Origin of the sequence: Streptomyces sp. V4I2, assembly GCF_030817655.1 — a bacterium.
Taxonomy (GTDB): Bacteria; Actinomycetota; Actinomycetes; order Streptomycetales; family Streptomycetaceae; genus Streptomyces; species Streptomyces plumbiresistens.
In genome coordinates this window covers 62,695-87,614 of the sequence record NZ_JAUSZM010000004.1, presented here as the reverse complement: position 1 = coordinate 87,614, position 24,920 = coordinate 62,695, and the positions used below count along the sequence as shown (strand labels likewise).

The 24,920-nt window shown below is 66.2% G+C and carries 22 protein-coding genes and 4 pseudogenes; 11 read left to right on the top strand and 15 right to left on the bottom strand.

Going from position 1 to position 24,920, the window contains the following annotated elements; translation table 11 throughout:
• The first annotated feature begins 126 nt into the window (after positions 1 to 126).
• From QFZ76_RS50495 to QFZ76_RS50485, 3 genes are all read left to right on the top strand, one after another.
• Positions 127 to 597 carry a pentapeptide repeat-containing protein gene (locus QFZ76_RS50495; protein ID WP_307680487.1) on the top strand — a complete coding sequence of 157 codons (471 nt, stop codon included), beginning with the start codon at positions 127 to 129 and terminating at the stop codon, positions 595 to 597.
• Between the two features lie 29 nt (positions 598 to 626).
• Positions 627 to 794, top strand: a complete 168-nt coding sequence (locus QFZ76_RS50490) for a pentapeptide repeat-containing protein (protein ID WP_307680673.1) — start codon at positions 627 to 629, stop codon at positions 792 to 794.
• Positions 795 to 2,324: 1,530 nt separating this feature from the next.
• A complete protein-coding gene (locus QFZ76_RS50485) occupies positions 2,325 to 2,450 on the top strand; it encodes a hypothetical protein (protein WP_307680486.1) in 126 nt (41 codons plus the stop codon).
• Positions 2,451 to 2,694: 244 nt separating this feature from the next.
• On the opposite strand, the gene QFZ76_RS50480 is transcribed toward QFZ76_RS50485, so the two are convergent.
• The 7 genes from QFZ76_RS50480 to QFZ76_RS50450 form a co-directional block, all read right to left on the bottom strand.
• Positions 2,695 to 3,219 (bottom strand): hypothetical protein, encoded by a 525-nt coding sequence (locus QFZ76_RS50480; RefSeq protein ID WP_307680485.1) that lies wholly within the window; start codon positions 3,217 to 3,219, stop codon positions 2,695 to 2,697.
• The gene (locus QFZ76_RS50475; protein ID WP_307680484.1) at positions 3,216 to 3,659 is read right to left on the bottom strand and encodes a hypothetical protein; all 444 of its coding nucleotides are present in this window, start codon (positions 3,657 to 3,659) and stop codon (positions 3,216 to 3,218) included. Before QFZ76_RS50475 ends, QFZ76_RS50480 begins: the two co-directional genes overlap by 4 nt.
• A gap of 249 nt (positions 3,660 to 3,908) precedes the next feature.
• Complete coding sequence (locus QFZ76_RS50470) at positions 3,909 to 4,991, bottom strand: M14 family metallopeptidase (protein WP_307680483.1); 1,083 nt, start codon at positions 4,989 to 4,991, stop codon at positions 3,909 to 3,911.
• Between the two features lie 2 nt (positions 4,992 to 4,993).
• Entirely contained in the window at positions 4,994 to 5,314 is a 321-nt protein-coding gene (locus tag QFZ76_RS50465; RefSeq protein WP_307680482.1) for a hypothetical protein, read from the bottom strand.
• Positions 5,311 to 6,534: a S8 family serine peptidase gene (locus QFZ76_RS50460; RefSeq protein WP_307680481.1), complete on the bottom strand. Its 1,224-nt coding sequence runs from the start codon at positions 6,532 to 6,534 to the stop codon at positions 5,311 to 5,313. The genes QFZ76_RS50465 and QFZ76_RS50460 overlap by 4 nt, the downstream gene beginning before the upstream one ends.
• A gap of 43 nt (positions 6,535 to 6,577) precedes the next feature.
• Entirely contained in the window at positions 6,578 to 6,859 is a 282-nt protein-coding gene (locus QFZ76_RS50455; RefSeq protein WP_307680480.1) for a hypothetical protein, read from the bottom strand.
• 364 nt (positions 6,860 to 7,223) lie between these two features.
• Positions 7,224 to 7,616 (bottom strand): hypothetical protein, encoded by a 393-nt coding sequence (locus QFZ76_RS50450; RefSeq protein ID WP_307680479.1) that lies wholly within the window; start codon positions 7,614 to 7,616, stop codon positions 7,224 to 7,226.
• 316 nt (positions 7,617 to 7,932) lie between these two features.
• Between QFZ76_RS50450 and QFZ76_RS50445 the strand changes: the two genes are divergently transcribed.
• Positions 7,933 to 8,814 carry a BTAD domain-containing putative transcriptional regulator gene (locus QFZ76_RS50445; protein ID WP_307680478.1) on the top strand — a complete coding sequence of 294 codons (882 nt, stop codon included), beginning with the start codon at positions 7,933 to 7,935 and terminating at the stop codon, positions 8,812 to 8,814.
• Positions 8,815 to 9,136: 322 nt separating this feature from the next.
• Entirely contained in the window at positions 9,137 to 9,886 is a 750-nt protein-coding gene (locus QFZ76_RS50440; protein WP_307680476.1) for a peptidoglycan-binding protein, read from the top strand.
• Positions 9,887 to 10,679: 793 nt separating this feature from the next.
• Here QFZ76_RS50440 and QFZ76_RS50430 read toward each other — a convergent pair.
• Positions 10,680 to 12,755 (bottom strand): serine protease, encoded by a 2,076-nt coding sequence (locus tag QFZ76_RS50430; RefSeq protein ID WP_307680475.1) that lies wholly within the window; start codon positions 12,753 to 12,755, stop codon positions 10,680 to 10,682.
• A 392-nt stretch (positions 12,756 to 13,147) separates the two neighbouring features.
• The gene (locus QFZ76_RS50425; RefSeq protein WP_307680474.1) at positions 13,148 to 13,441 is read right to left on the bottom strand and encodes a hypothetical protein; all 294 of its coding nucleotides are present in this window, start codon (positions 13,439 to 13,441) and stop codon (positions 13,148 to 13,150) included.
• Positions 13,442 to 13,830: 389 nt separating this feature from the next.
• On the opposite strand from QFZ76_RS50425, the pseudogene QFZ76_RS50420 reads away from it, so the two are divergent.
• Both QFZ76_RS50420 and QFZ76_RS50415 read left to right on the top strand, forming a co-directional pair.
• Positions 13,831 to 14,069 (top strand): annotated as a pseudogene (locus tag QFZ76_RS50420) (transposase family protein); the annotation flags it as partial.
• 372 nt (positions 14,070 to 14,441) lie between these two features.
• Positions 14,442 to 14,834: a hypothetical protein gene (locus QFZ76_RS50415; RefSeq protein ID WP_307680473.1), complete on the top strand. Its 393-nt coding sequence runs from the start codon at positions 14,442 to 14,444 to the stop codon at positions 14,832 to 14,834.
• Positions 14,835 to 15,181: 347 nt separating this feature from the next.
• On the opposite strand, the pseudogene QFZ76_RS50410 reads toward QFZ76_RS50415, so the two are convergent.
• Positions 15,182 to 15,608: pseudogene (locus tag QFZ76_RS50410) on the bottom strand (hypothetical protein); the annotation flags it as partial.
• Between the two features lie 581 nt (positions 15,609 to 16,189).
• Here QFZ76_RS50410 and QFZ76_RS50405 point away from each other — a divergent pair.
• The 3 genes from QFZ76_RS50405 (at position 16,190) to QFZ76_RS50395 (ending at position 19,748) form a co-directional block, all read left to right on the top strand.
• A complete protein-coding gene (locus tag QFZ76_RS50405; protein ID WP_307680472.1) occupies positions 16,190 to 17,827 on the top strand; it encodes a LodA/GoxA family CTQ-dependent oxidase in 1,638 nt (545 codons plus the stop codon).
• A gap of 25 nt (positions 17,828 to 17,852) precedes the next feature.
• Positions 17,853 to 18,959 (top strand): NAD(P)/FAD-dependent oxidoreductase, encoded by a 1,107-nt coding sequence (locus tag QFZ76_RS50400; protein ID WP_307680471.1) that lies wholly within the window; start codon positions 17,853 to 17,855, stop codon positions 18,957 to 18,959.
• A 285-nt stretch (positions 18,960 to 19,244) separates the two neighbouring features.
• Positions 19,245 to 19,748 carry an LGFP repeat-containing protein gene (locus tag QFZ76_RS50395; RefSeq protein WP_307680470.1) on the top strand — a complete coding sequence of 168 codons (504 nt, stop codon included), beginning with the start codon at positions 19,245 to 19,247 and terminating at the stop codon, positions 19,746 to 19,748.
• Positions 19,749 to 20,220: 472 nt separating this feature from the next.
• On the opposite strand, the pseudogene QFZ76_RS50385 reads toward QFZ76_RS50395, so the two are convergent.
• Together QFZ76_RS50385 and QFZ76_RS50380 are read right to left on the bottom strand one after the other, a co-directional pair.
• Positions 20,221 to 20,475: pseudogene (locus tag QFZ76_RS50385) on the bottom strand (hypothetical protein); the annotation flags it as partial.
• A gap of 94 nt (positions 20,476 to 20,569) precedes the next feature.
• Complete coding sequence (locus tag QFZ76_RS50380) at positions 20,570 to 21,499, bottom strand: zinc-binding dehydrogenase (protein WP_307680469.1); 930 nt, start codon at positions 21,497 to 21,499, stop codon at positions 20,570 to 20,572.
• Between the two features lie 94 nt (positions 21,500 to 21,593).
• Between QFZ76_RS50380 and QFZ76_RS50375 the strand changes: the two genes are divergently transcribed.
• The gene (locus QFZ76_RS50375) at positions 21,594 to 22,253 is read left to right on the top strand and encodes a TetR/AcrR family transcriptional regulator (RefSeq protein ID WP_307680468.1); all 660 of its coding nucleotides are present in this window, start codon (positions 21,594 to 21,596) and stop codon (positions 22,251 to 22,253) included.
• Positions 22,254 to 22,455: 202 nt separating this feature from the next.
• Here the strand turns inward: QFZ76_RS50375 and QFZ76_RS50370 are convergent.
• From QFZ76_RS50370 to QFZ76_RS50360, 3 genes and pseudogenes are all read right to left on the bottom strand, one after another.
• A pseudogene (locus QFZ76_RS50370) lies at positions 22,456 to 23,527 on the bottom strand (IS701 family transposase); the annotation flags it as partial.
• A 91-nt stretch (positions 23,528 to 23,618) separates the two neighbouring features.
• A complete protein-coding gene (locus QFZ76_RS50365; RefSeq protein ID WP_307679892.1) occupies positions 23,619 to 24,212 on the bottom strand; it encodes an IS630 family transposase in 594 nt (197 codons plus the stop codon).
• Positions 24,143 to 24,745 (bottom strand): helix-turn-helix domain-containing protein, encoded by a 603-nt coding sequence (locus QFZ76_RS50360; protein ID WP_307680467.1) that lies wholly within the window; start codon positions 24,743 to 24,745, stop codon positions 24,143 to 24,145. Before QFZ76_RS50360 ends, QFZ76_RS50365 begins: the two co-directional genes overlap by 70 nt.
• Between the last annotated feature and the right edge of the window lie 175 nt (positions 24,746 to 24,920).

Genomic DNA, 24,920 nt, shown 5'->3' with positions numbered 1-24,920 from the left:
GCGACCGGGGGGCTACAAGCCGCTCTGGAAGAGGGGACCTTGAACGTCGCGCAGGTCCGACGCCGGCACGCTCCCGTTCCGGTAAGTGGCTTGAGGCCGGCACAGGAGCACAGACCCCCTGCCGACGTGGCGGCTGTGTTTTCCGTGCTGGGCAGCCGGTCCGCCGGCCGGGAGCTGGCCCAGGACGGGAAGCCGCTGTACCGAGTTGATCTGAGCAGCGTCGATCTGCGCGGCTTGGAACGCGAAGTGGGTCTCACAGAAGGCGGAATGCGCAGACGCAGCACCTTCCGCTTCGCGTTCCTCACCGGCGCGGACCTCCGACACGCAGGCCTCGAGAATTTCGACCTCTTCGGCGCGTCCCTCGACTTCGCGAACATGTCCGACGTGAACCTGCAGGACACGGACCTCCAGAGAGCATTTCTCACAGGCGCCAATTTGACCAACGCGCGCTTGGGTGCGGCCGACATGACCGGCGCGGAACTCGGCAGAGCGAACCTTCACAACGCCCACCTGAGCAGGGCCGAGGAAACCAACGAAACCAGCGAGGCCGACTCGAGCGCCGACTTGACCCGCGCGTTCCTATCGGCGCGAACCTGAGCACAGCAGACCTGCGCGGCGTGGTCCTGATGCACGGGGACCTGACCGGCGCCGACCTGCGCGGCGCGGACCTGACCCCTGCGGACCTGAGCAACGCAGACTTGACCGGGGCAAAGATGTCTGGCGCGAAGCTGTCGGGCGCGATTTTCGAGGGCGCACGCGGAGTGCCTCCTCACAGCCGTGGCGGCTCGCCGTGATCCCCAGCCGCCGCACGCGGACAGGCCGGTACACGACGATCCGCGGCTGTCGGCGGCACGGGACAAATCTACGACAACGGACGTGGCCGCTCATGGAGACAACCACATTGGACTGCTCACGCGCGACATCACGAATTCAAGCTCAGTAGGAACCCCGCAACGACACGAGCGTCAAGAACCCGCTGGTCACCTTCTTTTCCACCGCCAGGGGCCTCATCCTGCGCCGACGACGTGCCGTGGACGCATTGGCAACGCTTACACAGCACCTGTTTCACCCAAAGCCAATGTCACCGGAACGGAGGTGGCGAATGCTCAGGGAAGACGGCTAAGGCCTCTGCCCACGCGGCCGTGTGAACCAGCACCTCTCTGCCGCTTCATACGCCATGCATGACGGATGGTAGCGCAGGCGGTTCCTAGCCGCGCAAAGTGTACGGCTTTTCAATCAGCTTCCTCTCGGAGATAAACCATGAGCGAAGATCCTCGAGTAACCGTGGACGAGTTGACACAAGCAGCACTGTCCGGCGCCATTAGGGCTTTGGAGGAACGCAATTCGGACCCCAGTAGATGGTCTTTGCGCCCTGCCCTCACCACAGTCGGCATTGCTATCAATTGGGGTGATAATTGGAATTGGGATGACTCGCAAAGCGCAGAAAATCCCCCGCCCCCCGCTCCCGAAGGATAGACATGTCTTCTGAGGAACATGCTGCGGAAGACCCCAAAAGGGACCATGATCTCTACTGCCCCAGCGCGCAGCCAGATATGTCCGGGGCCGTGGTGTTTGGCGTGGTAGCCGGAACGGCCAATGAGCCGCATGTGCGCTATCTGGACCAACTGGTTCCCGTAACGCCAGAAGTTACGGATCTGGCCCAGCCAGTTGAGCCCACCGAGGTGTTCCGTATCGGCGCCCCATGTGCTGGAAGTAGGTGTCGCCACTTCGACGGTGCCCAGTGCAGCTTGGTCCAGAGGATCACACGTCTTTTGCCACCAGAGGCAGGTAGCCTACCGGCTTGTCGACTGCGGCCTCGTTGCCGCTGGTGGCAAGAGCAGGGAGAAGAGGCCTGCCACCGCTGTCCCCTGGTTGTAACCCTCCAACATCATCCGTCTCCTGACGTTGTCGAAGTCGCGAGACCGCCCGATGAATCTCGTCCTGATCGCGCCCCGTGAAGGACACCGTTGGCGAATTCGACGCTGTCTATGCGGGACTCAGGCGGCTGAAGCGGGAGGTGCGGGTGCTGGCGAGTGTAGTTCCGGTCAGCCAGGCATCGGTCGGATGAGGTTGAGGGCGGCGGCGGTGAGCACGTGCTGAAGGCAGGCTGACCTCTATTCATTGAATCCGCAAATGAGGGGAAAGGTGCCATGACGCTGAGAATGATGGCCACCGTTCTGCTGTCGGACGGCCGGCCGCAGATTTGGGCGGTGAACGACGCGGGGGAACTGGTCAGCAGTTGGAAGAGGAATCCAGCTGGCGACCCCTGGACGGGGTGGGCTGGGTGGACGCCATTCCCGGGTCCATCGGGAGTTGTGCAGAGCGTGACCACCGTGACATTGCCGGATGGCCGGCCGCAGCTCATTGTGGCGACGGATCAGGGCGAATTCGCCAAAATCAAAGTGGACACGCACCCCGACGCTGCGTGGACCGGCTGGGGCAGGTTCTGAACCCTACGGCGATGTCGAACGGTTTGCCCGTCGGATGACGGTCCGCTTCCGCAACTGGGAAAGTCGTGGGTGGGGGACGGCCGATGGGCCGCTCAACGGCGAGATCGATCGGTCGATTTCCTAGTCGAGGCGGGTTCGGATGGATGGAGGGATTGGGGGCCCACGTCACGATTCGGACCGTAGTGGTGGCCTGCACTGGCAGCCACCGAGCGTCAATGGGCCAGCGTCGTCTCAAGGTTGTGGTTCAGCTGGCTGGGATCGTGAACTCCACCCAGAGCGGGAAGTGGTCGGAGATGTGCCAGGACAGGTCGTTGCGGGTGCCGTCGGCCTGAAGGGCGTCGACGAAGTCGACCTGGCCTCCGGCGACGGCATCCAGGTTCAGGACGGGGCGGTGCTGCTGGCCCTTGGCGAACCAGGCGATCTGGTCGTAGAAGTGCGCGGCGCCGGGCTTGTCGAAGATTGTGCGAGGAAGGTCTTCCAACTGCGGGGCCGGGGTGAGGCCGGTGGAGGTGAAGGCCTCGAACAGGGGGTCGCCGACACGGTCGATGTTGAAGTCGCCGAGCGCGATCAGGTTGTGCTCCCAGCCGAACTCGCGTTCCGCCCAGCCGGCGAGCCACTTCGCGATCCCTTTGAGTTCCGGGACCCGGTCAGCGGCCGTGTTGCCGTAGTCGACGTGCCGGGTGACCAGGGTGAACGTCTGCCCTGAGGAGAGGAAGCTGACGGCGTAGGGGGTGCGAGCGAACTGGCGCTCCAGGCTGCCCGCGCTCACCCCGCATCCTGCTCAAGCGGCACTACCAGCTCGCACGCCAGGCCCGACGGTTTCACCCGGTAGGTGTCGAACAGGAACGCCAGGCGCTCGTTGTTGCTGTCCTTGCCCAGGGTCACATCGGTGAGGATGAACGCCCAGTGCTCGCCCAGGACTTTCAGCAGGTAGCGCAGGGCACGCAGGTTGCCGCGGACCTCCTGCACCGCGACCACGTCGAAGCGTTGGATGACTGCGGCGATCGCGTGAATGTCGGCGAAGTTCTGTTTCGGGGAGATGCCCTCGCCCGTCTTCCACGCCTTGGTCAAGTCCCCGAAGGCGCGCAGGTTCCATGTCGCGACCAGGAGGTTCGCGCCGGCCGCCTTCGTCGGGACCACGGCATCGGCTTGTTCTTCCCACTGCGCGAGGCGCGTGGCGACCGTCCGCGGCGGGGTCAGGATGTCCACTTCAGGCGGCACGCGATCCTACTCAATCCGACAGCGGGGGCTAGTGAGCGTGCATGTCCCTGGATCGGGACGACAAGAGCCCATTGCGGTGGCCGTCCCTCGGACGATGGGCCGCACCGGTGACGGCGGCATGACCTCCGTACGATCCCTCTAGGTACGAGCCAGGACCACCAAGGTCGGCCCGACTGCGCTACTGGAGGAGCACTCCGGGGTCGCGATGCGAGCCGGTCCACGACCAGCGCCCGCCCGCTACGCGCCGTCAGTGACTTCGGGAGCGTTCAGCGCGAGTGCCAGCAACGCCGCCGAAACCTCCTGGATGACCTGTTCGGCCTCGCTGAACACTGGTTGGAAGCTGTCACCGCACTCGATCGTGTAGCCAATCACTTTGGTGGCGGCGGGGTTGGTGAGGTGCCGACTGTAGGCATAGTCGTCGCTCGTCCCCGACGTGGGGTACAGCCCGTATGCTGCCTCGACGCCGTAGTCGACTCCGCGCACCGCACGTATCGCGTCGTTCATCCGCTCCGCGAGTTCGACTGCGATCTTCAGATCGCGTTCGGGGATGAATTCGCCGATGCCGTCGTCCGGTCGCCCTCGGACGGTGTCCAGGCTGGGGTTGCGGAAGTTGTCGGCCGGTGTGGTGGACTGGTTCTGGTCGGAGCCCCAGTTGTGCAGGATCACCGGGACTGCGCTGTGGACGTCGGCCATCCACTGGATCTTCGGATAAGTGTCGAGGACCCAGACCACGTTGCGGGTCTCGGGCTCCGAGGCGGGGGCTGGCCCTCGGTAGACCTGCGGATTGCATGGTGTGCTCGACGTGTGGACGTCCGCGTCCGGGGCGAACTTCGAGGTGTGATCCCACAGGAAGTCGAAGTTCCGGTTCAGATCCACACCAATGCAGGAGGAGCCGGTGGATCCGGCAGGCGCTGGTCGGCGGTTCTTGCGCCATGTGGCGGAGGTGGTTTGGCTGAAGGCCCGGCCGTCGGGGTTGACGCAGGGGAAGAACAACAGATTGAGGTTCTCAACGACCTGTGTGACCTGGGCCGCCGTGAACGTCGACGACCCGTACCCGAGCCCCGTGGCCAAGTCGTGCGCCTCGAGCACGTCTGCTGCCAAGGAAACCAGTGCGTCGGGCGGCATCCACTCCCGTGCATGGATCCCGCCCAGGAGCAGGATTCCGGGTACTTCGTCGATCTGGCGTGTCCCGACCCGCAACAGCCTCGTTGTTCGGCCCTCGTGGGTGAGATGGGGTGGAGTGATGATCTCTGAGGTGTCGGGGTAGGCGTCGTGCAGACTGGTGATCGCCGATTCGATCTCGGCCACGTTGAGGTACACGTTCACTCCTTCCGGCCGAGGCCATGCGGGATAGCGTCCCGGTGCGCGAAGCGGTCGCCGCTCCCTATCTCTTCCGTCAGGCTGCGCCAGTTCTCCGTGACGTTTTCGATCTCGATGATGCTCACTTGTGGTGCCGATCTTGCTGCTCTGGCCTGGTCGAGCTGCTCCTGGCGGAGATAGAGGTCCAATCCGACACCCGCCTGGGTGTGGCGCGCGACGGCGCGGCAGCCGACATCGGGCTGCGTCTCGTGGATGAACTCCCTGAGCGCTTCGGCATTCTCGGCGACAACGTGGCAGCGGATGACGTCCAGTTCCTCGTTCATGGCGTCATCCCGTCGGCGAGCGCGACGGCCCGGGACGCGTTCACCCGGCCGAAGCCGTAGTCGTCATTGTGGCCGGCCGCGTCGTACTGGACTTCCGGTCCTCCGACCTTGTCGGCCGACTCGTGCATCACCTCGCGCAGTTGGTCTCTCTTGAGGTGGGGGTTCACCGACAGTGCCAGGGCGGCGCACCCGGCCGCGCAGGGAGCGGCGAAACTGGTGCCGGTGCTGGTTCCATAGCCGCCGCCGGACTTGGTGCTGAAGACTTTGACACCGGGTGCGATCAGTTCGACCTCTGAGCCTCGTGCCGCGTTGTCCTCGCGATCCTGGTTGTTCGACCGCACAACGGCGATCACATCCGGATGGGAGACCACTTCGTCCTTGGTGACGTCGACGTTCTTGCCGTTGCTCGCGGCCCAGAAGATCGCCAGCCCCTTGCCTTGGCGGCCGTTGGTGGCAGCGAATTCGAGAGCAAGGTCCAGTGTGCTGGTCAGATCCCAGTCCGCGCCGTTCGGGCCCAGACTGCTGACCAGGATGTCTGCCCCTCCGTCAGGGGCGCTACCGGGGACTTCCGTGGAGGGGACGGCCGCGTAGGCCACTGCGCGGGCGAGCGTTGTCTGCGTACCGACCTGGTCTTTGAGGCATGCCAGGAGCATCAGGCTGCACTCAGGGGCCGCGCCGGTACCGCCGGCACCGTTGTTGTGCCGGGCTCCGACCATGCCGGCGCAGAAGGTGCCGTGATCGTTGTCAGGCATCCCCGAGGTGCCCCGGACGAAAGCCGCACCTCCCGCGTCGTCGAAGAATCCCGACAACGGATCCAGCCCGGGGGCGAGGTCCGGGTGTTCTGTGTCGAAGCCGTTGTCTATGACGGCAACTCGCATCCCGGTCCCGAAGGTGCGGTCCCAGGCCGACTCGATATGGACGTCGGCGTCCGGGGTACCGCCGCCTGTGCCAGTGTTCCTCCATTGCCACTGCTGGGCGTATCGAGCACCACTGGGCCTGAACCGTCCGGGCACGTGCTCGATGAGCGACGGTTCAGCGAAGACGAAATGGTCGTTGTCATGGAGGTCGACGGAGGCCGCGAGGGCGTCGGACGCCGTGGCGCGCACCTCATAGAGGTTCTCCGCGAAGCGGAGTTTGTTGACGACGGTCAGACCCACCGATTCGAGCTCTCGTTCGGCCTCTTCCTCCGAGAACGTCGGCTGCACCTGGACCGTCAGCACGTCGGTCGCGATACCGATCCTGCCGTTGGAGCGCCGGATGACGTTACCGGTCGCCTCCGTGCCGGGGATCTCCTCCCCCTGTGGTGAACGCTTCTCGGGTCTGCGGGTTCGGTCTGACGAATACCCAGTTCGCGCGAGCGAAGGCCTCGCTCGTCTCGTCGTCGACGCCTGCCTCTCGTACTTCCTCGCGGGCGCTGCTTCCCAGTGCTGCTTCCACCTCGGCGGCTTCTGTGCCGAGGGTGTCCCAGCCGATCTTGACGGCGATTATCTCGTCGAGTTGTTCAGCCTCCACGAGGTGACCGCGCTGGTAGTACTGACGTGACATGACGCCTCTTTAGTGTCGGGTGAAATCCCTGGCCGGTGACGGCACGGTCCCGGGCCCGCAGCGTGGGGAGCCCTGCCCCCTTGGCGGGGCCAGCGTTCTGCGTGCGCCGGTGCATGAACCAAGGCGCAGGGACCGGATCACCTGTCCTGGCTCCCGGTCCCTGCCGTGACTTCTCCCCCGCTCATGCGGGGCGTGTGGTGTCAGGTTGTGTACCTGCACCGAGGTTTCCGATGACCGGAAAGCTCGACGGCATCCCGGAAACTAACTGCGGTCCCGTTGTGTGTTCATCTGCCGGACGGAATCCAGAGCCGGTGAACGGTCCCGGGAATATCCCATGCAGTACCGGGCGTGGAATGCTGGCTGCCTACCAGCTGACTCCGATACCGAAACCGAAGGCGCTGGCACCGATAGAGAACCTTTCCTGGCCCTCAGGCGGCTTGATGGAGCCCGCGATCAGGGCAGAGCGGACAGGAACTCCGGCACTGCTCCGCCACTGCACATCCAGGTCGACGCCGTTCGCCAGCCTCCAGAATGGTTCGAAGAGGTCTTCTGCGCGCACGTCGTCCCGCCCCAGGCCTTGTTCCTCCGCCACACCCCTGACGTGGGCGACGAAGGTTTCCTCGTCCTTGAGCGCCTTGAGGGATTCCTTGATCGATTCCGACATGGCCTTGCTCATGATCTGGACGACCTTCTCGTACGCCTCGTAGTCGGCGTCCGTTTCATCTGCTCGAACGGGTGCTGTCTGTGTGGCCGCCATAACGTTTCCTTTCTGGTCGGCTCCCAGCCTTCGCCGCTTTTTCCGGCGATGTCACGCGATGCAGACTTGGCTATATCAAGCCGTGGATCTGCGTAACGGCTACGTGAGAGGGAGCACCGGAGGCTTCTGATCCCGAGCATCCCCCACCCCTGTTCGGGCGATATGGAGGGCACATGTGTATTTGCGTTGCCCAAGCGTTTCCTGGACATCTACGGCACGTCGTCGCCGCAGGAAGCAGCCCCGGGTGCTGACGCCAAAGAAAAATGTGAGCAGCTGACTTGCCCGGGCCACCTGCGGCAATGAGCGGACCAACCGGATGCGCTTGGCACATGCCGACGGCACAGTGGTGCACGTGCATGGAAACGAAGCTTCGGCCGAGGTCTCCCTCGAACTGCTCGGTGCCTTCGAGCTCACCTGCTGCGGCAGCAGGGTGCCCGCACCTCTTGGAGCTCAGCGACTTCTGGCGTTCCTGGGTCTCAGGCCCGACGGCGTCCACCGCAGCGCGGCAGCGGAGCAGTTGTGGCCCGATTACCCGTGCCACCGGGCCGCGGCCAACCTGCGCTCGGCACTGTGCCAGGGGCGGCGTGCCTGCTGTGTCACTCTGATCGACTGCATCGGGCAGCGCCTGCGGGTATCGCCAGTGGTCCGAGTTGATGTGCTCCGAAAGCGCGACTCGGCACGGCAGATCGTCGACGGGCCGGCACCGCCACCCGCCGACAGTGAGACCCTCATAGAGCAGTTCACCCGGGAGCTGCTGCCGGGCTGGCCTGACGAGTGGCTGCACCCGGACCGCGAACGCTGGGACCAAATACGCCTCTACGCCCTGGAGGGTCTGGCGCAGCGGTTGCTGACCGCCCAGCAGTACCTGCCCGCTCTCCAAGCTGCGCTGGCGGCCACCGCGATCGATCCGATCCGGGAGACCGCCCACCGCACTGTCATCGAGATTCATCTTGCCGAAGGCAACGTCGCCAGCGCGGTGAGGTGTTACCAGCAATACCGGGCCTATCTTCAGCGGGAGCTCGGGGTCAGCCCATCGACCCTGATGACCGATCTGCTCCAGGGGCAGCCATGTCTCCAAGGAGACCGGCACAGGAAGCAACTCAGTGCACCGGCGCAGGCAGCAGCGCGGGCATCTGACCGGCTGCGTGGGCAGGCCATCGACTCACGTGCCCCGAGACGCGACCGCAACGCTTTTTGAACGCCACGACGAACGTCGATATGACGGTCGGGGCCTAGGGTGGAAGCGCCATCTGGAAGAGAGATGAGCCCGAGGGACCCGAGTAGACCGAGAAACTGGCGCTAGGGCCTGTCGGGTGAAACCGTCGCCAGGCAGGCCGGTGCCGAGTCGGACAGGTCCTGCAAACGGTGGGTCAGATCTGCCCCGTGTAACAGGGTTTGACCGATCGACATTAGTAGCGTTCTAGGCAGTCCCCTGCCGGGCGAGTCAGATCAACAAGGCGAGCGCGTCAGACGATGCAGCGAGAGCCCTCGCTTTGCCGCAATTGCACTCGGAGGTATCCATGCCCTGGGGAATGGCTCAAGAAATGGAACCCGGTGATGTGGTGAGCATCCTGGGAATTGATCACGTGTTCTATGAGGACGTGATGCGAACGAGAGGAACCCCCTCCTGGAACAACAACAACCCCGGAAACATCGTCACCTCTGGAGAGGCGGAGAATTATGGCGCGTACCCGGGGAAGCGCAACGACATCTTCGCTATTTTTCCCAGCGAAGAGCAGGGGTTTTCCGCCGTTCGGCGATTCCTGTTGAGGCGCAAAGAGAAGACGATTCTTCAAATGATGCAGGTCTACGCCCCCAGCGGGCACGGCTCAAACAATCCAGAGGTCTACGCCCAGAAAGTTGGAGCAGCCCTCGGCGTGAGCACGAATACACTGGTCAGCCAGCTGAGCGAGAAGCAGGTAACCGATTTCGCCAGGGAGGTCAAGCGGATAGAGGGGTGGCGTGAAGGGCAGGTCCACCATCCGGATGACCTGCCGAATGATGTGAACGATTGGCTGACCGTGTTTCCCACGCGAGCCGAGCGCAAAGCGGCCGACCAACCATTTGCCAAGCAAGGCTCCCCGAAGGCAGATGGCATCAAGAACATTCAACAACGCTTGAATGATCTCGGATGGGCGCCCGCCCTTGTTGTCGACGGAATATTCGGCCCCAAAACCGCAGCGGCTGCGAAGTGGTTCCAGTCGAAAAATGGCCTCTCTGCAGATGGCATTGTAGGAAACAATACCTGGAAAAAGCTTGCTCAAGCATGACCGGCAAGCACAACGGGCAGCCACCCACCTCACCTGATTCCTGTGCGCGAACTGATCCGCCAAGGAGGAACGGCGCCCACCACCGAGCTCATCGGCGTCCCCTCCATGGCAGCGCGCCGAACGAGCAAGCGATGGACGTGGGGGAGAGCTCCCCGAGGGCTATGGGCAGGGCACAGCACGCTCGTCCGCCGACTCGCCGCGCTGGTCGAGGCAGCAGGAGGAGGACGTCCGCCCCGCTACGGGAGCGCGACCTCGCTACCGCGATCGGCACCCACTACTCCTTCTGACAGCGAGGGCCAGGAGCCACAGTTGTCGTAGCCAATCGCCGCAGGTGGGGTAGTCATAGCCCTTGTCCCCATGGAGCTTCGCCGGGTGGCATCGGTGCGGTCCGCGATCAGAGCGAACCGGTGGGTTGCCCCAGACCAGCGGCTCAAGCCACGTTGCTGTCATGGGTGCCCGGGGATGCCGACTGAGATAGGTAGACCGCCGCGGTACGAGCGGGATCGCGTGTACGCGGCCGCGCTGTGGCGGCCTGGCGGGTGACCAAGTGGCAGGACCGAGGCCGTAGACGCAGGGTCGTCGCCCTCGTGCCCGACAACGGCGGGCCGGCACCGGAAGGATTTCGCATCCGGCCAGTACGTCTCCGTCGCTGTGGACCTGCCGCCTGGGTGTTCAAGATGGCGGTCCCGGTCTGGCAGAACACACCTCAGGGCGGTGGGGACCCCGCCTGGCTGGCGCCCTGTTCGTGTTTGGCAAACACCATGCCGCGCACGAACCGCGCACGAGCAGGTGATCACTGAGTTGATTGCCGGAGGAACTCGTCGATGACCTTGGCGACTTGTGGGTGGGCGAGGTATTCCTCGATGCTATGGGCTCGGTCGCTCGCGTTCACCACGGCGTGTTCCTCCGTCAGCTTGCCCCAGCGGCGCTCCAGCGGGCAGCCGATGGCTACCGCATCGGTCGGGCACCATGTGTTGACCCAGTTCTTGACGGTGTCGGGGCGGCGGGTGCCTGGTGGGATCAACCGGCTGTAGACCGCGTCCATCCCCAGCGGGCTGCCGGCGGTGACGAGCAGAGTGGCCTTCGTTCCCTTGGGAAGCCGGTTGGCGACGAGGTCCATGCCGACCACGGTGCCTAGGCTGTGGGTGACCAGGACGAACTCGCCGTCGGGAGGGAGCGTCTCGGCCACGCAGTCCAGGACGGCCGTGCGGATGTCGTCGTCGCGGAGGTACGTGTCCACGTCGCGGAAGATGGTCGCGATGGTCAAGGCGTCTACGCCGGTGTTGGCCGCCAGCCAGCTCAGGGGACCCTGGAGGGATCCGACCAACGTGCTGCCGAGGTTTTCACTGACTGGCTGGCCGTTCTGTGGCATGCCGTTCAGGGCCGCCGCTTCCAGGACGAGCTTTTCATACGTACCGTTCACGGACTCGATGGCGTACGCCTCCGCGGCTGCCGCGGCCGGCGCGTCGGCGTAGGCGGTGGGAATGGCCTCGTGCTGCCCGATGGCTTCGGCGATGCGGTCGCCGTAGAACGGGAACCAGACGTTCTCCGGAGCGACGGTGTGAAGGCCCGCGCGGGTGAGGCCATGGTTCAGTCCCCCGGTCCAACGGCGACGAAGGTCCGCAGGGTCCTTCCCGTGTTGGCTTCGGCCGTGCAGGAAGATTAGGTGCCGCCGACCGCCGAAGGCATTCTCCGGGGCTTTCAGACCGATGCGGGGCGCGGTGGAAGCACGGGCGGCTGCGGAGCGCGATGGGCTAACGACTGCGGCGGCCTCCTGCGGGGGGTTGGCCGGCGCAACCGGTGTCTCCACCGGGCCAGCCGCGAATTCTTGCTGGAGGCCGGATTCGGGACCCATCTCGGCCAGCAGCGCACGCTGCTCGGGGACCAACGGCAGAGCGGCGAGGTGCTTGAGGATCGAACTGGTGCGGGCGCCCTCGTTCGAGACGTAGGCGACGGTGTCGTCACTGTCGATGCCCCTCCGCCACGGCTGACCGTCCTTGCGCAGGACGCGGCCTCGGCTGTCCGTGTTCGGCACGCCTTGGTGGTGCAGTGCCACGACCTCCCACTGGTCGTTGTAGACCGGAGAGCCGGAGTTGCCGGGCTGGGTGTCGGTCCGGTAGTGGAGGAAGTCCTCCAGCCTCTGCACCACGGCGTTGTCCCGGACAGCGATCTCCTTGAGGCGGCCCATCGGGTGGCCGATAACGTTCACCGGGTCGTTCACGACGATCTTGCCCTGCTCGATGATGAGCCGGTTCCATCCGAAGACCTCGCCCGGGAGGCGACCGTCGGCAGCGGGTTTGACCGCCACCAGCGCGTAGTCGAGGTGCTTGTCCGCCGTGAAGAATGTTTCGGGGTCGAGTTCGTACCGGATCGCGGTGTCGCGCGCATTGTCGATGGTGACCTGGGCGTTGAACTCCAGGAAGCAAAGGCGCGCTGTCTCCGCTTTCGGCAACACGTGGTGGTTGGTGAGCAGAAGCCGCGGTGAGACCAGGAAGCCGGTGGCGTGCGGCTGTTCCAGGCCGTCACGAAGGATCGAGATCCGGGCGACGGTGGCGCCCGCGCGGACGCCTCTCGGCAAGAAACTCCACGGCTGGAGGTCCATCGTGAGCCCGACGATCCGCTCCAGGGTCTCGGGCCCGTCCAGCGCCTCCGCGTAGATGCTCTCCACCGCCGCTGCGGGCGGGACCCCACCCTGATCGAGAAGCCGTTTGGCCCTGTTGGCGATCGCCTGCGGAGTATCGGGGTACTTCACACCCGCCGACAACTTGTCCTCGATCACCTCCCGCTCCGCGGTCGCGTCGCGATACCTCTGCGCCGCCGCCGTGGCCTGCTGTTCCTGCAGTTCTCGGGTTTCATCCGTCGCTGGCATGTCGGTCACCGTTCTGTACTGGCGGGGTGCGGACTCCCTTCCAGAACGTCTGCTGCAGACTCCGGCATGACTCAGGAGCAACGGACCGCGGTCTGCTGGCTCAGAATTTCGCCCTTGTCAGCAATGATGCAGATGTCCTGGCGAGGCTCTGTACGCTGATCACCGCCCTGTCTCAGCCGACTGCGATCCAGCACCCCGAGCGGCGGGCCAGATCGTGTTCAGCGCGCGAGAACGACCTCAACGGGTCTGTCTCGGGCGGGCGGCTCGGCTGGTGGATCGCCCGCGCGGCACCCCCGGGCTGCGAAGCGCAAGCGAGAGCCCGCCAGCTCCTCGAAACGGGGGACAGCTCAGCGATGGGCTGCGCTTGCCGCCACGGGCTGGACAGGTAAGTGTCAGCCGTCGTCCAATAGGGACCTGTTGACGATGTCCGCACGAATGTCATTTCTGGTCCGCTCGGCAAGTCCGGAGTCGGTTGAGTACGCACTCACCGTCATCCACACGTTTCCCGACTGCGGGACGCAGACCACCGTGGCGATCACGTCACTGGTCCCGCCGATCACTTGGTAGTCGCCGTCGTTGCCTAGGTCCCAGACCGCAAAGCCGTGTCTCCGCATCGCGTTCTCCGCGAAAGTCAGCCCATTGCCGAGTGACGTTGCCTTGGTAAATGTGCCCCAATGCGCATGCATGTAGGTCTCCCTTCGGGAAGAGGCCGGGAGACAGCCCATACATCCGGTGCAAGGTCATCGGTGAGCCGGCTTCCACGCCTATCGTCATGTCCGCGAGCATGCCCCGCCCCTGTGTGGCCCACGTTGCCGGGATGGGCCGCAGGTGTTCCTCAAACGTCGCCCACTCACCGACTGCGCGTCGTTGACACAGGTGGGAACCACGTCGTCGGGACAGGTGAAAGGCCCGCAAAGGAAGCGGCGACCGCCTCGCTCCACCTGCCGTATGGCGGACCGGCGATGGGCCCGAAGGACGGGCTGCGGTTTTGTGGACGCGCCGCGTGATCTCACCGATCTGCCGGTAGTACCGGCCACGCCGAGCGCGGGTACGTGCGCAGGTCTTCGGTCGCCGGGTTGCCGTCGAGAAGAACGAGACGTTCGCACAGGTCGGCGTCGGGTTCGGGGTGTCGGAGGCGACGGCCTGGCGCCACGTCACGAGACGCTTGAGGTCCTGGCGGCCTGTGCGCCAGGCCTGCACGAGGTCCTGGTCGGGCTGGGCGAGGGGGACTTCGTCATCGTCGACGGGACGCACATCCCGACCGACCGCACCCAGGCGGATGGGCCGTTCTACTCACACAAGCATCGCAAGCACGCATGAACGTCCCTGGCCGACCAACCTGGCAGACCGTCATGAACCGGATGCCCGGCGACTTCGCCGCCTGTAGCGGGCCCCCTGCCTCCTCATAGCCTTCCAGTTGCGGCATATGAGTGACCGGCGTTGACTGGAATTACCTCGATGACTAGCGAGGGTCGGATGTGATTTTCGCCGCCCACTCTTCAGCGCTTCGTCGTCAACTCCCGCGCTGCGCTAGTCGTGCCTGCCACCAAGCGGCAACCAGCTGGACGTGTCGTACGACCACGGAACGCTCATGCTGGCACCCGCCATCGGAGGCCCGCAATGACACACGTCCGTTCTGCCTGCAGCCCACTGTCCCGGACCACGGCCCTGCTCATCACGGCCGCCTTGACGTTTTCCCTCGCGGTAACGTTCACGCTCACCTCAGCGAAACAGGCGGTAGCCTGCCAAATCGCAAGTAAGCTTCCAGGAAAGTGGTATTCAAGCGATGACAGGCTGAGCCGCATCCTCGTATGGGTTTCAGACAGCTGCAGCCTTTACATCAAGGCCTATTCCACGTGCGACCACGACGCGACGAAGGACTGTGTCTGGGACAAAGGCCGGTCGAAGGAGCTGTTCCCCAGCAAGTACGTCGCGGGCGCCCGGTACGCCATTTACAAATGGAACAACGCGAGCGAGCAGCTGCTCCTGCGGCCGGAGTCGACCGGCTTGTCGGTTCAGGAGCGCATCGATTGGAGTTCCGGCGCGACAGAGCACTTCACCGTGTATATGCACAGGTGATTAGCAGGGCCTCTGGTCCGCACTCAGCTGCCGCGATCGAGTGCCGAGAGCGTGGCGGTGTTTCCTCAGGCGGGCGGCGAGGAAGCGGAGGGTAGAGCTGGACAGTCGACGCCGGACGGCGTAGACAAGCATACGAAGCCTCTGGTGGATACGGTTCTCTTGGTCGAAAACCCATCCACCAGAGGCTTCACTCGTTGGTCAGGCCAACTGTCCAGGTCACGCAGGAGGTTGGAAAGGCTCACAGTCGAAGTAGTGATCGCCGTCCAGTCCGAACGCTCGTATGACGTCGGGTACTTTGACGACGCTTCCGTTGACCTCAATTCCTTGAGCACAACGCATCCCGGTCTTCAGAACTCGTCCAGGAAACGGTGGAGGGAGGCCGTCGTGCTCGCCACGAAGGAGTCACGGTTCCGGTCGGAGACCAGGTCCAGGGACAGGTAGGGGTTGAGGTCCTCCAGCTCTACGAGGAGCAGCTCGCCTTCGCGGATGCAGCCGGCGTCGACACTCTGGATGCCGTGGTTGAGGGTGTTCCAGCCGATGAAGCGCCGGGCGAAGGCGAGGTCGGCGGCCGTTGGCTCGTAGGGCTTAAGGGCCCAGCGCCGCTCCGGATCGGGGGCATGAAGGGCGTACTGGAAGGCGTCGTCGACGTAGTAGAAGGACACCTCGTAAATCGACACGGGGCTGGACCAGGATGTCCCCGTAGGTGAGGCCGCCCAACTGCTTGCGGGGCACGAATGCCAGGCCGATGGAGTCCGCACCTGCCTTCGGCTTGACCCAGGACTTCGGCGAAGTCGCCGGGCATCCGGTTCATGACGGTCTGCCAGGTTGGTCGGCCAGGGAGAGCGAGACAGGCAAGGCTTCCAAGATCATGGAGTTCTCGACGCCCCGTTACCTGCCTGGAAGACCGTGCCTGCCGAAGCACCATCGCTGATCCCGCCTGCCCTTAGTCGCCGTTCGGCGCGGCACACCCGCCCAGAAGAACAGGTCGGCCCGCCGCGGCGTGCCAGGCGCGCAACGCGGTTCACCTGGAGCGGCCAGTTGCCGCTCGTCCCCCGGACATCACCTCGGAACACAGGCCGGCAGCGGGTTGCAGCGGCTCACCACCGGATTGCGACCACCCACGATCGGGGGGACGATGGACGCCTCCTCCACGGCTGGGTCGTATCGCCGGACTCGAGCTGATGGCGAGCGAACTCTCAGCGCTGCCGCACCTCGTGAGGACCAGTACGGTGCACAGCACTGGCCGGCTGAAGGAGCGCCGTTCCGGGACGTCGTCATGTGCTCCGCGCCCGGCTGAGCCGAGCAGCATCACGGGCCTTTCGATCCCGAACCTCTTACCCTCACCGGGAGCTGACATGAATCTCGATGACGTCGCACGCTGCGAGATCCATCCCACGATCGGCATCGCCCGGGTGGGCAACAGCCCCGACGGCTTCTTCATCGGCTCGGAGACCCCCGGGACCCCGTCGAGTCCGCCCGGCGGTTTCAAGGACGCCGACAGGCGGATCAAGCGTCAGGCCGCCCGGTTCCGTGTGTACGCCTATGACCGGGCCGGCACCGTCCTGGGCGAGCTCACGTCGGCCGAGGCACAGATCGTCTGGACCGCCGAACTGGCCAATGCCAAGGGTGAGTGGTTCAAGTTCGCCGGGCGCTTCCATGAGTCCACCGCCGACTCCAACCGCCGTAATCAGCACATCGATCCCGCTGATCCCGCCGCTCGGGCGCGGTTGGTCATTCGGCCGGGGCCGCGCAGTGTGACCGGTCCGTCCCAGGACGGCACGGATGCCAGGTTCGACACCGGGACCTTCCTGGGCACCCCGGTACCGCTGGGCGAACTGCGCACCGACGAGGCCGGCCGACTGCTCGTCCTCGGCGGCTTCGGCACGTCCGCTTCAGTCCAACCCGCTAATCCGCTCCGCCACTACGCCAACAATGACGGCTGGTACGACGACGTCTCCGACGGCCCGGTCAGTGCAACCGTCGGCCTGGGCCCAGATGGGCGCCAGGTCCCGGTGACCTCGGCCTGGTGCGTGGTGGGCCCGCCCGATCACGCCCCCGCTGTACCGAGCCTGGTCACCCTGTACGACGTCGCCCTGGAGGTCGCCCGAGCATCGGGCGCACTGCCTACCCCGCCGGAGGTCTCCTTCACCCGCGACATCTACCCGCTGCTCGCCCGCCCGGTCTTGTTCGCATGGGTCAACAAGAGAGCGCGAGAGAGGCACGGCGACCCTCGACGCAACTTCCTCACGCCGAGCCGTCTCGCCCAGCTGTCCTCGAACGAGCCGGACAACGCCACTGCGCGTCAGAACGTCTTCAAGAGGTTGCGCAAGCCCGGACTGGTGGACGACGTAAGCCAGGCCAACGCGGGGTTCATGCCCGTGCTGTCCGGTGATGACGGGGACGCTCAGCAAAACCGGCCACGGACATGGCTGGCGCTGTTGCCCGGCCAGTACGCGCGGATGCAGCGCTGGGCCGCCGGCGACTTCCTGGCCGACTGGACGGGGGTGCCCGCCCCGCTCCCGTTCGAGGTTCTCGCACCGGCCGACCAGCCCCACGCCCTGGTGCGGGCTGCGCTGGAGACGGCGAGCGGCGGCGGATTCTTCCCGGGCATCGAGATGACGTTTATCGCTGACCGGCAGTCCACTTGGGCGGCGCCCTTCCGGCTGCGCGAAGATCTGGTGGCTGGAGATGTCACCAAGTACATGGCCCTGCCCTGGCAGGCCGACTTCTACATGTGCAGGGACCACTGGTGGCCGGCCTCCCGCCCCGATGAAGTCCTTCCCGAGCCGGCGCACGACGGGCTGGTACAGGACGCGGCGGCCGGGGCGTTCCAGGAGTGGGACCGCGGTGTCGGCGACGGTGAAAACGCCGAAAAAGGTATGAACGAGATGGTCGAGAAGTGGAGCACTCTCGGGTTCATCGTGGCCCGGACCGTGCCGAACGGCGACGTGATCCTGGTCGAGACGGAACGGACCGACCACGAGACCGGGTAGGCCGGGCAGAGGCGGGAGCGGCGCGTTGGACAGCGGCGGGTCGAGCGGCTGCGGGAGGAGCCGGCGCTTCGACGTTCTCGTCGCTGGCGCAGGCCCGGCCGGGTGTGCCGCCGCGCTGCCCCTCGTCCGGGCAGGGGCGAGCGTCGTCCTCGTTTCCCCGGCGAGTTCCCCCGACTGGCGGGTGGGGGAGAGTCTCGCTCCCACCGCCCGCCCGCTTCTCGAACGGCTGGGGGTGCTCGACGGGCTCACAGGCGACGGGCACTCTCCTTGTTACGGCAACCAGGCCGCCTGGGGCCAGGATGCGGTCACCGCGGTGGACCACGGGCTCGGTCCGTACAGCGAGGGCTGGCATCTGGACCGCACCCGGTTCGACGCTGCCCTGCTGGAAGCGACCCGTGCCGGTGGTGCTCTCTGGCACGCTGGACACGTGCGCGACGCCCGTCGGCATCGGAGCCACTGGCAGATCACCACTGGCGAGGGCGTTGCACTGGAGGCCAGTTATCTGGTGGACGCTACGGGGCGGGCTGCTCGGCTGGCTCGTCGCGTCGGGGCGGGGCACACCCGTTCCGACCGTCTGATCGCGGTCGCCGCGCTGTTGGGCCCGCCGAAGCAGGCCGCCCGTCCGGACCGAACTTCGCTGGTGCAGGCCACTCGCTGGGGCTGGTGGTACACCGCCCCGCTACCCGGGGGTGAGCGGGTTCTCATGGCCATGACCGACGCCGATCTCCTCGCGGGGGTACGCCTGCTCGATCCGGACGTGTGGTGGACCCAGGCACAGTGTGCCGGTCATATCCGGGAACGGATCGCCGGCCGGGAGCAACCGTCGCGCCGGCTGCGGGTATTCGCCGCCGGTTCCGCCTGCGCCACTCCTGCGGCCGGCCCGGGCTGGGTGGCGGTGGGAGACGCCGCCACAGCGACGGACCCGCTGGCTGCCCGGGGGATCGTCACCGCATTGGCCACCGGCCTGGTGGGGGCGCGAGCGATCCTGGCCGCTGAGGGCGGTGACAGTGATGCCATGGCGGCGTACGCCCGCCGCATGACAGCCGTTCACGCCGAGTACTTGGAGGCACGGGCCGCACAGTACCGCCGGGAACAACGCTGGGACACCCCGTTCTGGGACCGCCGTCACTGAGCGGTGCGGTTCTCCGACAGGGGCGCACGGCAGCACCGTTCCGCGTGGCATCACCGGGGCTTCCGGAACGGTCGGTCAGGCCGCGGTCTCCGTGCACAGCAACTCCTGCGGCAGGTAGAGGAGTTCGCACGGATCGCCCGGTGGCGGGAGCCTGCCTCAGGGCGCGCACGGGGACGGCAATTCCGGTGCCTGCGTGTCGTTCCCGTCGGGTGGGGTGATCCAGATGCCGAGGTCGAGGCACCGCGCGAGAATGAAAACCCACCGTAACTGAGCTGGGAGAACTCCATGACGGCCATCGATGAGAAGTGGGGTCAGATCCCCTGGATCGGCGCACCGGTCGACGCCGGCGCCGGCAGTCAGGAAGGTCCGAACCCCGACGGGCGCGGCAGTTCACGTGACTTCGAGGGCGGCTCGATCTACTGGAACCCGGGCGCCGGTGCCCATGAGGTGCACGGCGATATCCGCATGCATTACGGGCGGATCGGCGGGAGCGGCAGCTTCCTGGGCTATCCGGTGACGGATGAGTTGGGCTGCCCGGATGGCGTGGGCCGCTTCAATCATTTCGAGGGCGGCTCGATCTACTGGACGCCGAACACCGGCGCCCATGAAGTCCACGGCGCCATCCGCGACCTGTGGTCGCAAATGGGATGGGAACGCTCCTTCCTCCGCTATCCCGTCTCGGACGAAATGGGGCCACCGGACAACCGCAACAACAGGTTCCAGGGCGGGCATGTGACCTGGACCCAGGCCGGCGGCCCTGTGGCACATAACAGCAACCCCATCGACTGAGTCCTTGCAAGGGAGGACACCATGGCTGATGGTCCGGGCGCTCCGCATGAAGACTCGTCGTCGAGGAGACCCGTGACTGGCGTCACCACAACCGCAACCACAAGGGGCCCGTTCAGCAACGCGACCGGCGTGATGATCCATCACACCGTCCCTCCGGCACGAACAGGCCCTCGTCCGCAACCGGCTCAAACGGCTCCAGTACCGGCCCGAAACCCTCGACGGCTTCATAGCCGGCACCGGCCTCGCCCTCGGCAACCCGACCTCACCCTGACGAGCCGAAGTCAGTAACGACTGTGCACCCGCGCAGAACCGCGACCACAGTCCGGACACGCCACCGTCAACTTGCGGGTGCAGGTTGCGATGCGGACCACGCCGCCTGCCACCCACACCTGGTATGCCCCGGTTCTGATGGATTCGGGTTGCTGGACAATTGACGATCCAGCAGCCCTTCGGAGGCCGTGATGCCCCGTAGCTATCCGCCCGAGTTCCGCCGCAAGGTTCTCGGTCTCATCGCGTCCGGAAGGAAGGTCGCCGAGGTCGCCCAACTCCTCGGCATCAGTGATCTGACATTTGGTGTGTCGGCTTTTGGGTGCAGTCGTTGCTCAGTAAGGAACGCGTGGGCGGCGGTGACCAGGGTGGCGTGGTGGTGCCAGCCGTTCCAGGAGCGGCCTTCGAAGTGGTCCAGGCCCAGGCCGTGCTTGAGTTCCCGGTAGTTGATGGGGATTCGTGGAAATCCCCAGAAATGCTTCTCTTCCCCACTTGGTTGCCCAGTCATCGATCAGCCGGATTGCACCGCCGTAGGGCCTGTCTGCGATGCGGTATCAGGAGATCTCCAGAACCGCCTTGCCGTGGAGTCGGCGCTGAAGAAGGGCGTCAATGGCGTCGGCGGCCCCGTCCCAGCTGCTGCGCCATGAGATCTGCGGGTGGAGTTCGCCGGCGTCGACGCGGTGGGCGAGCCAGGTCAGGTCAGGGGCGAGGCCCGTGCAAGCCGGCAGGGAGAACGCGGCGATCGAGCGGTTGTGCCGACCCTGGTCGCCGAAGAGGGCGCCGAAGGGGAAGGTTTCGCCCTGGTGCGCGGAGTGCCCGACCGCGACCAGGGTGCCTCCCTGAGCGAGCATGCTGTAAGCGTCGACGAGTTGCTGGCCGCCCACCAGGTCTACGACGCCGTCTACTGGCTCCCTGACCTCAAGTGGCCCGGCCACAACCTCGTGCGCCCCGTTTGCTCGCAGGCTCTCGCCATACCTGTCCGGGTCGCCCGTGGACGCGATGACGTGCGCTCCACCGAGGCGGGCGAGCTGCACGGCATACCGGCCGGTTCCGCCCGTGGCGCCGGTGACCAGGATGCGCCTGCCCAGGATCGGGCCAGTGCGATGCAGAGCGCGCAGGGCGCTGGTTCCTGCGACGGGGACCGTGCTGGCGGCTCCCGGATCGGCTCCGGGCGGGACCGTGCCGATCCAGTCGGTGTCCACGGCGCGGAGTTCAGCCCATGCGCCGTCGATCCCGAGCGTGACGACGGCCTCGCCGACTGCCGGGCCGGATCCGTCGGCGGCGGGTTGTTCCACCACACCGGCCGCATCCCAGCCCAGGACGGCGCCGTTGGGCGCTTCTTGCAGGCTGAACCGCACTTCGCCGTAGTTGAGGGAGGTCGCCGTTACCCGAATCAGGGCCTGGTGGGGGGCCGGTTCGGGATCTGGCACCTGACCGAGGCGCAGTCCGGTGGGAGCGGAGCGGTCAACGAGCAGAGCACGCATGGGTGCACCCTTCGGAGAGGATCAAGAACCACAGTTATGCCACTCAGTGGCATTAGCGCGCAAGTGGCGCTTGCCCCTCGGGTACGATCAGGCCATGACTGCTGGGCTTCCGCCAACCGACAACGGCCGGCTCCCGCTGCGCGAGCGCAAGAAGCTGCGCATGCGACAGGCGCTGATCGACACTGCCCTGGAAGTGTTCACCACGCGGGGTTTCAGCGGGGTGACCCTCGACGAGCTCTGCGACGCGGTGGACGTCTCCAAGCGCACGTTCTTCCGCAACTTCGCCAGCAAGGAAGACGTGGCCATGGCGCCGACGCAGGACTTGTGGCGGGCCTTCCTCGACGAACTGGAAACCCGCGAGCCCGACGGCCGCCCGCTAGCGGAGATGCTTCAGCAGGCCCTGTTCGCCGCGCTTGAGCGGATGACCGAAGAAGGCTGGAACCGCCGCGTCCTGCTCAGCCGACGGCTGGCCGAGAAGACTCCGTCCATGGACGCGCACGGCCTGCGCTTCTGCCACGAGACCAGCCGCACGGCGCTTGGCACCCTGCACCGTCGGCTCCACTTCCCCGCCCCCGACGACCTGCGACCGCAACTCGCCCTGGACTTGCTTGTTGCTGCCTTCCACTGCGCGCTCGACAGATGGACGCACCGGCCGGACACCCCCACCCGCAGTGACCTGGCCACCGACATGCGCAACGCGTTCACCGCGCTTCCCGGCAGCCTCACACTGACCGTCAACCCGCAGGCCCGATAAGCACGTCAGGGCGGCATACTCGGCACCAAGGCGCCTCAAGCGGCCTCTCACTCGCGCCCGAGGGCCACCCGGAGTTGGGGCACGAGGGCCCGACCGCACCCCGCCACGAGAGCCACCGCCGGCATGCTGCGGTGGGGAACCGGGGCGAGCAGGTGTGGCGAGGCTCTGAGCAGGGGGGTGGGGATTTCCAAAGAGCACCATCATAGTCGTGCTCGATGCGCCAGCGGATCTTGGCCAGGCGGACCAACTCGGCGAGGGGGGATGTCTTCGGGCAGGTCGGACAGCCAGAACCGGGTCGGCTTGCTGTCACCGTCGGACCATTCGGCCAGCAGCCACACATCGGGCAGGACGCCGTCCCACCGGCCGTGCGCGGCCACCGCGGCGGCCTGGGTCAGGCGGCGGGAGCGCACCCCGGCCGGCCGGACCGGCACCGCCAAAAAGTGCGAGCGCATCGGGCCGCGGGAGCCTTCCCGCCAGGTCACCTCGCGGAACGCCTGACGTCCGGCTGCCAGGGCCAGTTGTGCTACCGGCACGGGCGGCTGCCGGTAGCGGGGCACCGGCGGGCGGCCGTTGCCGGACCAGGGCGGGGCGGCGGGGACCGCGTCGTGCGGCTGCACGCTCAGATCGGCCCGGACGCCGACCACGTAGGGGATGTCCCGGCCGGTCAGCGCGTGGCGGAAGTCGGCGTTCTGCCCGTAGCCGGCATCGGCCACCACCACCGGCGGCACCAGACCACACCCGGCCAACTCGTCCAAGGCGTCCAACGCAAGGCGCCACTTCTCCCGGTGCCCGATCTCGTCCGGCACCCCGGTCCGGCGCCGGCGTTCGGCATCGTCCGCCCACTCCTGAGGCAGGAACAGCCGCCAGTGCAGCGGGACCGACGCGGCGTCGGCGACCGCGTGCACGCTGACCGCGACCTGACAGTTGGCCTGCTTGCCCAAAGCGCCGCAGTACTGGTGCGCGACGGCGGCCGACATCCGGCCGTCCTTGGGGAACGACACATCGTCGACCGCCCAGGCATCCGGGCCCACCAGCGGCACCATCCGCTTGGCGATCCGCCGCTGCACCGGCACCGGATCCCACGTCGACTGGTTCACGAACTGCTGCAGGTTCTGCTCATTGCCGTCCGGCAGCCGCTCCGCCATCGCCTGAATGGACTTGCGGCGACCGTCCAGCATCAGCCCTCGCAGGTAGCAGTCACCCTTGGCCCGCTGGTCCTTGCGCGGAACCGAGGCGAACACATCGGCCACGAATAACGCCAACGTCGCCCGCATACGGTTCACTTCATGTACGTCAACCCACCCAACATGCTCTTGATCAGGCCCAACGGAAAGACCTAACGGAGTCCTACTAGTGCTTCGTTCCTCAAAGGACGTACACATATCGGCGGCGTAAGCGCCGTGTGGGCGGTGCGGGTCTGCCCCAGATCCAAGGTCGGGCGCGGGCGTTGAGCTGGGCTGTGGCCACTTCGGTGGCGTGGGTGATGTGGTCGCGGTCGCCGAAGGAGCGTCCGGCCAGGGCGGTCTTGCGGAAGATGCGCCACCAGCCCTCTTGGAGGTTCAGCCAGCAGGCGCCGACCGGGATGAACACGTGCCTGATGCGGGGGTGGTCCTCGAGCCAGGTTCGGGTGGACACGCTGTTGTGCGAGGACAGATTGTCGGTGATCACATAGATGTCCCCGACGGGGTTGGCGTCCTCGACCAGCTGAAGGAACTGCTGGTAGAAGGCGCTGTTGCGGGAGGTGGCGGTCATCGTGAGCTCCTGGCCGTCGCGGACGCGTAAGGCGCCGTAGACCCAGGTTTTCTCCGGTCCGCGGGAGTAGTCGATCTCGTTCTTGATGCGGTGTCCGTCCGGTGACCAGCCCGGTGCCGGCGGGAAGGCGCGTGGGATCACCGGGCCGAGCTCGTCGGCGCAGACGACCGTCGCACCGGCGGGCGGGCTGGTGTAGAGCTCGACGATCCGCGTCCTTTTCCCTCGAAGTCTGCATCTCTCGGGCGCGTCCACGAGCGTGTGCGCCGCCAGCGCACGCCCTCGGCCAGCAGGATGCGGCGCACCTGGGAGCGGCTTACCTCGATTCCCAGGTCCCGGGCCGCGGCAGCCAGTGCGGCCAAGGTCCATTCCGAGGGTCCCGACTCGTCCGCGGCCCACATCTCGTTCGACGGCTGCACCTCAAGCCGACCGGGCGGGGTCTGCTTGACCATCGCGATGATCCGGGAGCGTTCGGCCTCGGTGATCCTTCGCTTGCGGCCCTGCCCGCCCAGATCTTCCAGGCCCTCAAGCCCCAAGCGGTTGAACCGGTGCAGCCAGCGGCGCACCGTCTTCTGACTGCACCTCAGCTCGTCGGCGATCTGCGGGACCAGCCAGCCGTCCCAGCTCAGCTCCACCATCCGGCACCGCTCCACCAGAACCTTCGGCGCCTTCCTGGCAGCCGCCAGGCGGTGGACCACCGCTTGCTCGCCCTCGTCACGGCCCGGCCGTACCCGTAACACCATCGTCCAGCACCCGCCCCCGAGTACCCGCAACCACCCCGCTACCAGCAGCTATACCCACCGAAAGCGGAATTCAGCACTAGCGGTGGTTTGTTGACGGCGGGTTCGTGCGGGAGTAGGCCGTGAGGTGAAGGAGTCAACTACGGTCTGGGGAGCCTGAGATGACGAAGCGGCTGCC

Bases quoted from the DNA above. Each gene is read 5' to 3' on its own strand.
- QFZ76_RS50395 (WP_307680470.1), top strand. From the start codon at position 19,245: ATGACGGCCATCGATGAGAAGTGGGGTCAGATCCCCTGGATCGGCGCA.
- QFZ76_RS50465 (WP_307680482.1), bottom strand. From the start codon at position 5,314: ATGAACGAGGAACTGGACGTCATCCGCTGCCACGTTGTCGCCGAGAAT.
- QFZ76_RS50440 (WP_307680476.1), top strand. From the start codon at position 9,137: ATGCCCTGGGGAATGGCTCAAGAAATGGAACCCGGTGATGTGGTGAGC.
- QFZ76_RS50380 (WP_307680469.1), bottom strand. From the start codon at position 21,499: ATGCGTGCTCTGCTCGTTGACCGCTCCGCTCCCACCGGACTGCGCCTC.
- QFZ76_RS50375 (WP_307680468.1), top strand. From the start codon at position 21,594: ATGACTGCTGGGCTTCCGCCAACCGACAACGGCCGGCTCCCGCTGCGC.
- QFZ76_RS50450 (WP_307680479.1), bottom strand. From the start codon at position 7,616: ATGGCGGCCACACAGACAGCACCCGTTCGAGCAGATGAAACGGACGCC.
- QFZ76_RS50430 (WP_307680475.1), bottom strand. From the start codon at position 12,755: ATGCCAGCGACGGATGAAACCCGAGAACTGCAGGAACAGCAGGCCACG.
- QFZ76_RS50360 (WP_307680467.1), bottom strand. From the start codon at position 24,745: ATGGTGTTACGGGTACGGCCGGGCCGTGACGAGGGCGAGCAAGCGGTG.
- QFZ76_RS50445 (WP_307680478.1), top strand. From the start codon at position 7,933: ATGCGCTTGGCACATGCCGACGGCACAGTGGTGCACGTGCATGGAAAC.
- QFZ76_RS50425 (WP_307680474.1), bottom strand. From the start codon at position 13,441: ATGCATGCGCATTGGGGCACATTTACCAAGGCAACGTCACTCGGCAAT.
- QFZ76_RS50455 (WP_307680480.1), bottom strand. From the start codon at position 6,859: ATGTCACGTCAGTACTACCAGCGCGGTCACCTCGTGGAGGCTGAACAA.
- QFZ76_RS50490 (WP_307680673.1), top strand. From the start codon at position 627: ATGCACGGGGACCTGACCGGCGCCGACCTGCGCGGCGCGGACCTGACC.
- QFZ76_RS50405 (WP_307680472.1), top strand. From the start codon at position 16,190: ATGAATCTCGATGACGTCGCACGCTGCGAGATCCATCCCACGATCGGC.